Annotated in this window: 4 protein-coding genes; 2 read left to right on the top strand and 2 right to left on the bottom strand. The window is 73.0% G+C overall.

Going from position 1 to position 7,578, the window contains the following annotated elements; genetic code table 11:
• A partial coding sequence (locus tag ACIBQ6_RS46905) for an ROK family protein (protein WP_397219132.1) occupies positions 1-1,208 on the bottom strand: 1,208 nt, incomplete at its 3' end.
• Positions 1,209-1,336: 128 nt separating this feature from the next.
• Here ACIBQ6_RS46905 and ACIBQ6_RS46900 point away from each other — a divergent pair.
• On the top strand, positions 1,337-3,568 hold the full coding sequence (locus ACIBQ6_RS46900; RefSeq protein ID WP_397219131.1) for an FAD-dependent oxidoreductase: 2,232 nt from the start codon (positions 1,337-1,339) through the stop codon (positions 3,566-3,568).
• Between the two features lie 18 nt (positions 3,569-3,586).
• Positions 3,587-6,556 carry an alpha-mannosidase gene (locus tag ACIBQ6_RS46895; RefSeq protein WP_397219130.1) on the top strand — a complete coding sequence of 990 codons (2,970 nt, stop codon included), beginning with the start codon at positions 3,587-3,589 and terminating at the stop codon, positions 6,554-6,556.
• On the opposite strand, the gene ACIBQ6_RS46890 is transcribed toward ACIBQ6_RS46895, so the two are convergent.
• The gene (locus ACIBQ6_RS46890) at positions 6,537-7,571 is read right to left on the bottom strand and encodes a LacI family DNA-binding transcriptional regulator (RefSeq protein ID WP_397219129.1); all 1,035 of its coding nucleotides are present in this window, start codon (positions 7,569-7,571) and stop codon (positions 6,537-6,539) included. The two genes, ACIBQ6_RS46895 and ACIBQ6_RS46890, sit on opposite strands and share 20 nt — an antisense overlap.
• Positions 7,572-7,578 lie beyond the last annotated feature (7 nt).

Here is a 7,578-nt window from a genome sequence, read left to right as displayed (position 1 = left end):
GCCCGGCGCCGCGGCCGCCCCCCCCCCCCCCCCCCCCCCCCCCCCCCCCCCCCCCGCGCCCGGGGGGGGGGGGGGGGGGCCCCCCCCCCCCCCCCCCCCCCCCCCCCCACCACGAGCTCGGTGTCGAGCAGGTTGCCGACGGTGAGGATCGCGCGGGCGAGCCGCCGCCCGGACCGGCGCAGGATCTCCACCGCCCGCGCGTCGCCGTCGTCGGCCGCCCGGCACAGCGCGCCGAGCCGCCGGACCGCCTGGACGAGCTGACCGTCCTCCGGCGTGGCGGGCAGGACGCCCGCCGCGACGGCCTCCTGGATGAGGAACAGCGGCGAGCAGGCGGTGCCCAGGCAGCCGCGCTGCCCGCACTCGCAGGGCGGCCCGTCGGCGTCGACGATCAGGTGCCCGATGTCGCCGGCGTTGCTGGACCGGCCGCGTACGACGATGTCGCCGCTGACCAGCCCCACCCCGACGCCGGTGCCCAGGTAGAGGAAGACGAAGTCGCTGTTGCCCGTCGCGCCGCCGGCCCATCGCTCGGCCACCGCGGCGGCGGTGACGTCCTTGTCGAGCACGATGGGCAGCCCGGTCGCCCGGTGCAGCCGGTCGACGAGCTCGACGCGGTGCCAGCCGGGCAGGTGCGGCGGGTCGACCATGGCCCCGCCCGCGATGTCGAGCGGGCCGGGCGCCGCGATGCCGAGGCCGAGCACCCGGTCGCGCTCGACGCCGGATCCGGCGAGCAGGACGTCGAGGGCCGCGGCCATGCCGGTCATGATGGCGTCGGCGTCCTGGGGGCTGGCGGTCTGCCTGCTGAAGTGGGCCACGAGGTTGCCGCCGAGGTCGAGCAGCACGTACGTGATCGTGGCCGGGTCGATGTGCACGCCGAGCGCGTAGCGGCTGGCAGGGACCAGCTCAAGGGTGCGGCGCGGCCGGCCGAACCCGGTCGTGGACGTGCCGGTCTCCGCGATGAGCCCCTGGTCGAGCAGCCGCTGGCAGACGTCCGACACGGTCTGCGCGGCGAGGCCCGTCTCGACGACCAGCTCCGCGCGCGAGCTCCCGGTCCGCGCCCGCCTGATCGCGTCGAGGACGACCGAGTCGTTGAAGTCCGCGACGTGTTCGAGATTGGAGCCGCGCCGGAGCCCGGAGGATCGGGCCGGCGGCCCGCCCTCGCGCCTGGCTGCCTTCCCGGCCGTGGTCGACTCCCGCCTGGCTGCTGCCACTGCTCCCCGTTCCCCTCGCCGTCGTCGCGCTCTGCGCCTACCTTAGCCAACCCGTCGTTGACTTATTCAAGACGTCGGAAATATTGTAGGTCCGCGTTGCTGGATTCGACCCGAGAAAGTCGGCAATCATGATGCAGATCGCACACACCGCCGATGTCACCGTGGTCGGCGGCGGCCTCGCCGGTGTCACGGCCGCCGTGAGCGCCGCGCGCAACGGCGCGAAAGTGGCCCTGATCAACAACAGGGGAGTGCTGGGCGGCAACTCCAGCAGCGAGATCCGGGTGTGGGTGGTGGGCGCCACCGCGCACGGCGCGCAGAAGTTCGCCCGCGAGACCGGCCTGATGGGCGAGCTGTTCGCGGAGAACCAGTGGCGCAACCCGGAGGGCAACCCGATCCTGTGGGACCACGTCGTGCTCGACCTGGTACGCGCCGAGCCCAACATCACCCTCTTCCTCAACACCGAGGTCCGCGAGGTCGAGGCGGGCGGCGAGGAGGAGGACCGGGTGATCCGCTCGGTCACCGGCTGGCAGTCCGGCTCGGAGAAGCTGATCACGTTCGAGTCGCCGATCTTCCTCGACTGCACGGGGGACGGCCTGGTCGGCCTGCTCGCCGGCGCCAGGTTCGCCACCGGCAGGGAGGATCGCAGCGTGTACGGCGAGGATTGGGCCCCCGACGTCGCCGACGACAACATGCTCGGCAGCACGATCCTCTTCTACACCAAGGACACCGGCCGCCCGGTCCGTTTCGTCCCGCCGGGCATCACCAAGGACGTCGAGGCGTTCGACCTGCCGCTGCGCCGCCACATCGACCCCGGCATGAACGGCTGCGACTACTGGTGGATCGAGTGGGGCGGCGAGCTCGACGCGGTCGCCGACAACGAGCGCATCCGCGACGAGCTGTGGGGCATCGTCTTCGGCATCTGGCACCACATCAAGAACTCCGGCCGCTTCGACGCCGACAACCTGACGCTGGAGTGGGTGGGCAGCCTGCCGGGCAAGCGCGAGTACCGCCGCTTCCTCGGCGACCACGTCCTGACCCAGCAGGACATCGTCGGCCAGACCCGCTTCCCCGACTCGGTCGGCTTCGGCGGCTGGTCCATCGACCTGCACCCGCCGGGCGGCATCTACGCCGCCGACAGCCCCTCCAAGCACCTGTTCGGCCCCGGCCTGTACGACATCCCGTTCCGCTGCCTGTACTCCGCCAACGTCCGCAACCTGATGCTGGCGGGCCGCGACATCTCGGCCAGCCACGTCGCCTTCGGCAGCACCCGCGTGATGGCCACCTGCGCCGTCGTGGGAGAGGCCGCGGGCGCGGGGGCCGCGCTCGCGGTGCGCAGGGGCGTGACGCCGCGCGAGATCGCGACCTCGCACCTGGGCGAGCTGCAGTCGATGCTCCTGCGGCAGGACGCCTCCCTGCTGGGCGTGCCCTGGCAGGACCCGTCCGACCTGGCGCTCAAGGCCACGGTGACGGCGTCGTCCACGCTCACCCGCCTGGCGGGCGACGGAGGCGGCGAGCCGGAACCGGTCCCGATCGGCGAGGCCGACTTCGGGCTGCTGCTGCCCGCCGACCCGCGGATCGACGTCGTGCGGATCGGCGTCGACGCCGCCCGCGCCACCACCGCGACGGTCGAGCTGTGGGGCACGGGCGGCGGGCTGAACCACATCCCCGTGGAACCGCTCGCCCGGCGCGAGGTCCGGGTGGAGGCCGGGCGCGGCCGGCTGGAGGCCCGCTTCGACGACGTGCCCTTCGACGGGGGCGAGGTGGTCGTGGTCATCCGGCGCAACGCCGACCTCGCCGTCCAGGTCGGCGCGGGCCGCCCGCCGTACGGCGTCCTCGGGCTGCTCAGCAGGGAACCGGCGCTCGACACCGGCAAGCCGCAGAGCAACGCGTGGTCGGCCTTCGAGCTGCGCAGGCGCACGCCGCGGTTCGAGGTCGAGCCCGCGACCGCGGCCTACCGGCCTGAGCAGGTCGCGGGCGGGCTCGCCAGGCCCTACGACGGGCCGAACCTGTGGGTCTCCGAAGGTGGCGGCGAGCAGCACGTCGAGCTGCGCTGGAGCGAGGAGCGGGCGATCGGCCGGGTGGAGCTGATCTTCAACGACGACGTCGACGAGGACCTGGTCAACCTGCATCACCATCGCACGCCGTACCTCGTCATGCCGGAACTGGTGAAGGACTACCGGATCGAGGTGGCGCGTACGGGCGGCTGGGAGACGGCCGCGTCCGTCACCGGCAACCGCATGCGCCGCCGGGTCCACGTGCTTGACCCCGCCACGCGGGCGGGCGCCCTGCGGGTCGTCGTCACGGCGACCAACGGCGACGAGCGAGCCATGATCGTCGCCGTGCGGGTCTTCGAAACCTGACTTTGGAGAGAGTGCATCGTGCATGACAACCGTTTGATCGTCGAGGGACGGCTGGCGCGTTTCGTCCAGCAGTTCCTGCCCGGCGCCCTCTACCGGGAACGACGGCCCCTCACCGTGGAGGCGTGGAACGTGCCCGGCGAGCCGGTGCCCGCCCAGGCGGCGTTCGCGGCCGGCTACCAGCCGGTCACGCTGCCGCACCGGTGGGGCGACCCGTGGGGCACGACCTGGTTCCACGTGACGGGCCGCACGCCGGAGATGATTCCCCCGGGCACCCGGCTGGAGATCGTCGTCGACCTGGGCTTCTCCGGGCCGCGTCCCGGGTTCCAGGCCGAAGGGCTCGGCTACCTGCCCGACGGCACGCTCATCAAGGCCGTGGCGCCGCGCAGCTCCCACCTGCCGTGGGACCCGGCCGAGCCGTACGTCGACCTGTACGTCGAGGCGGCGGCGAACCCGGAGCTCGCCGGCGAGAACACCTACGAGCCGACGACGCTGGGGGACCGGGCGACGGCGGGCGGCGGGCCGTTGTACACCGCCAGAGCCTTCGACGTGGCGCTGCTGGACATCGGGGTGTGGGAGCTGGCGCAGGACATCTGGACGCTGGACGGGCTGATGCGCGAGCTGAGCCCCGAATCGGCGCGCCGGTGGGAGATCCTGCGGGCGCTGGAGCGGATGCTCGACGCCGTCGACCCCGCCGCCGTTTCGGCGACCGCGGCGGCGGGACGCGCGGCGCTGGCCGACGTGCTGGCCAGCCCCGCCGCGGCCAGCAGCCACCGGATCGTCGCCGTCGGGCACGCCCACATCGACACGGCCTGGCTGTGGCCGGTGCGCGAGACGATCCGCAAGTGCGCGCGCACGTTCGCCAGCGCGGTGACGCTCATGGACGAGCACCCCGAGTACCGCTTCGCCTGCTCCTCCGCCCAGCAGCTGGCCTGGGTGAAGCAGCACTACCCGGCGCTGTTCGAGCGCATCAGGAAGAAGGTGGCCGCCGGGCAGTTCATCCCGGTCGGCGGCATGTGGGTCGAACCCGACATCAACATGCCAGGCGGCGAGTCGCTGGCCCGCCAGTTCCTGTACGGCAAGCAGTTCTTCCTGAAGGAGTTCGGCGTGGACACGCTGGAGGCCTGGGTGCCGGACACCTTCGGCTACTCGGCCGCGCTGCCGCAGATCATCGCCGCCTCGGGCAGCCGCTGGTTCCTCACCCAGAAGATCTCCTGGAACCAGGTCAACCAGATCCCGCACAGCACCTTCCTGTGGGAGGGCATCGACGGCACCCGGATCTTCACCCACTTCCCGCCCGCCGACACCTACATCTCCGAGCTGTCCGGCGCCGAGCTCGCCCACGCCGCGCGCAGCTACAAGGAGAAGGGCGTGGCCGGGACCTCGCTCGTGCCGTTCGGCTGGGGCGACGGCGGCGGCGGCCCGACCCGCGAGATGCTCGCCGCCGCCGAGCGGCTCAGGTCACTGGAAGGCTCGCCGGCGGTGACGATCGACTCGCCCCAGGCCTTCTTCGAACGCGCCGAGGCCGAGTACGAGAACCCGCCGGTGTGGTCGGGCGAGCTCTATCTCGAACTGCACCGCGGGACCCTGACCAGCCAGCACCTGACCAAGCAGGGCAACCGCCGCAACGAGCACCTGCTGCGCGAGGCCGAGCTGTGGGCCGCGACCGCCGCCGTCCGCGAGGGGGCCGCCTACCCCTACGACGAGCTGACCGACAGCTGGCACACCGTGCTGCTGCAGCAGTTCCACGACGTGCTGCCCGGCACCTCGATCGCCTGGGTGCACGACGAGGTGGAGCAGAACAACGCCGACCTGCTGGAGCGGCTGGACCGGGTGATCGACCAGAGCGTACGCGTCCTCGTCGGCGACGGCGATCTGGAGCTCGCCACGGACGGGCTCGGCATCCGCGAGCGCGCCACGCACCCGGCGGGGGTCTCCCTCACCGCGGAGGACGCTGGGTTCGTGCTCGACAACGGGCTCGTCCGGGCGGTGATCGACCGCCGGGGTCACCTGGTGTCGCTGCGCGACGCCGGGACCGGCCGCGAGGCGATCGCACCGGGCGCGGCCGGCCACCGCCTGGTGCTGCACCGCGACATCCCCAACGAGTGGGACGCCTGGGACATCGACGAGCACTACCGGCGCGTCGCCCGCGACGTCGACGAGGTCGAGAGCCTGGAGACCGGCGACGGGGAGGTCGTCGTGACCCGCCGCTTCGGCGACTCGACGATCAGGCAGACGCTGCGGCTGGGCCCGGGATCGGCCGCGCTCGACCTGGTCGCCGAGGTGGACTGGCACGAGCGCCACGCCTTGCTCAAGCTCGTCTTCCCGCTGGACGTGCACGCCGACAGGTTCGCCGCCGAGACCCAGTTCGGACACGTGTACCGGCCCACGCACACCAACACGTCCTGGGACGCCGCCCGCTTCGAGGTGTGCGCGCACCGCTGGATCCACGTCGGCGAGCCCGGGTACGGCGTGGCCATCGCCAACGAGTCGACGTACGGCCACGACGTGGTGCGCGACACCCGCCAGGACGGCGGCACGACCACGACCGTCGGCCTGTCCATGCTGCGCGGGCCGATGTTCCCCGATCCCGGATCCGACCTGGGCAGGCACACGCTCGCCTACTCGATCAGGCCGAACGCCGGCATCCGCGAGGCCGTCGCCGAGGGGTACCGCGCGAACGTGCCGGCGCGTGCCGTGCGCGGGGGGCGGGAGGTCGAGCCGCTGGTGCGGGTCTCGCACCCGGCCGTGATCGTGGAGGCGGTCAAGCTCGCCGAGGACCGCAGCGGCGACGTGATCGTGCGCCTGTACGAGTCGGAGGGGACCAGGGCGCCCGTGCGCGTCGAGGGGGTCGGGGACGCCCGCTTCGTGGACCTGGTCGAGCGCGATGTCGAGCCGCCCGCGGACGCGCGGTTCGAGCCGGGGGCCGTGTCGCTGACGCTGCGCCCGTTCCAGCTGGTCACGCTGCGCTTCACAGCAGCTGGTCGATGAACTCCAGCAGGGTGGCGAGGTCGCCGGCGGCCTGACCGCCCGCGGTGGTGCGGCCGACGACGAGCTTCGGCGCGAAGTCGGCCGCCGTGCCCGGCGCGATCAGGTGCCGCGCCGCCGCGTCGCCGAGCGCGGGCAGGTTGGGGTCGATGGTCGTCAGGAACCCCGACCTGCGCTGCGGCGGATCCATCGAGAAGTGGTCGTGGCCGACCAGCGCCACGTCCTCCGGGACCCGCAGGCCGTGGGCGCGCAGGCCGACGTAGGCGCCGTAGGCGATGAAGTCGTTGGCGCAGAAGATGGCGTCGACCTCGGTGCCCGCCTCGATCAGCCGGTTGACGGCCTGCAGGCCCCACGCCTTGGACCAGTCGCCGACGATGGGCTCCACCGCGTGCCCGGCGGCGGCCAGGGTCTCCACGAACCCGCGCGTGCGCAGCTCGGCGCCCCGCTCGCTGCCCTCGCCGATGTGCGCGATCTTCGTCCTGCCGAGCGACAGCAGGTGCTCGGCGGCGATCCGCCCCGCGCCGTGGTCGTCGGGCAGGAACGAGACGTCGGCCGGATTGTCGGACTCGCAGAAGGCGTAGGCGACGGGGCATGACAGCCGGTCGGAGACGGACGGGTAGAGGCCCGACGGCCCCGACCCGATGACCAGCACGGCGTCGACGTGACGGGCTTCGAGCGCCCGGACGAACTGGGCCCGCCGCTGGTCGCTCTCGGCGGCGTCGCACACGAGCGTGGCCAGCCCGGCCGCGGCCAGCCTGCGTTCCGCGCCGCGCAGCACCATGCTGCTGAAGATCTCCGAGGCGTCCTCGATGATGATCCCGACCAGCTCGCTCCGCCCTCTGGCGAAGGACTTGGCCAGGGCGTTGGGCCGGAAGTCGAGGCGTTCCACGGCGTCGTGGATGCGCCTGCGGGTCTCCTCGGAGGCGCGTCCGGTGTTGTTGAGCACCTTCGACACCAGCGACACCGAGACGCCGGCGGCCGCGGCGACGTCCGCGAGGGTAGCGGCCTTGCGCGCCATCAGTTCC

Origin of the sequence: Nonomuraea sp. NPDC049655, assembly GCF_044465465.1 — a bacterium.
In the GTDB taxonomy this organism is placed as follows: domain Bacteria; phylum Actinomycetota; class Actinomycetes; order Streptosporangiales; family Streptosporangiaceae; genus Nonomuraea.
This window is presented reverse-complemented; position numbering and strand designations above follow the sequence as displayed.

Coding starts and splice junctions, on each gene's coding strand:
- ACIBQ6_RS46900 (WP_397219131.1), top strand. CDS start 1,337: ATGATGCAGATCGCACACACCGCCGATGTCACCGTGGTCGGCGGCGGC.
- ACIBQ6_RS46890 (WP_397219129.1), bottom strand. CDS start 7,571: ATGGCGCGCAAGGCCGCTACCCTCGCGGACGTCGCCGCGGCCGCCGGC.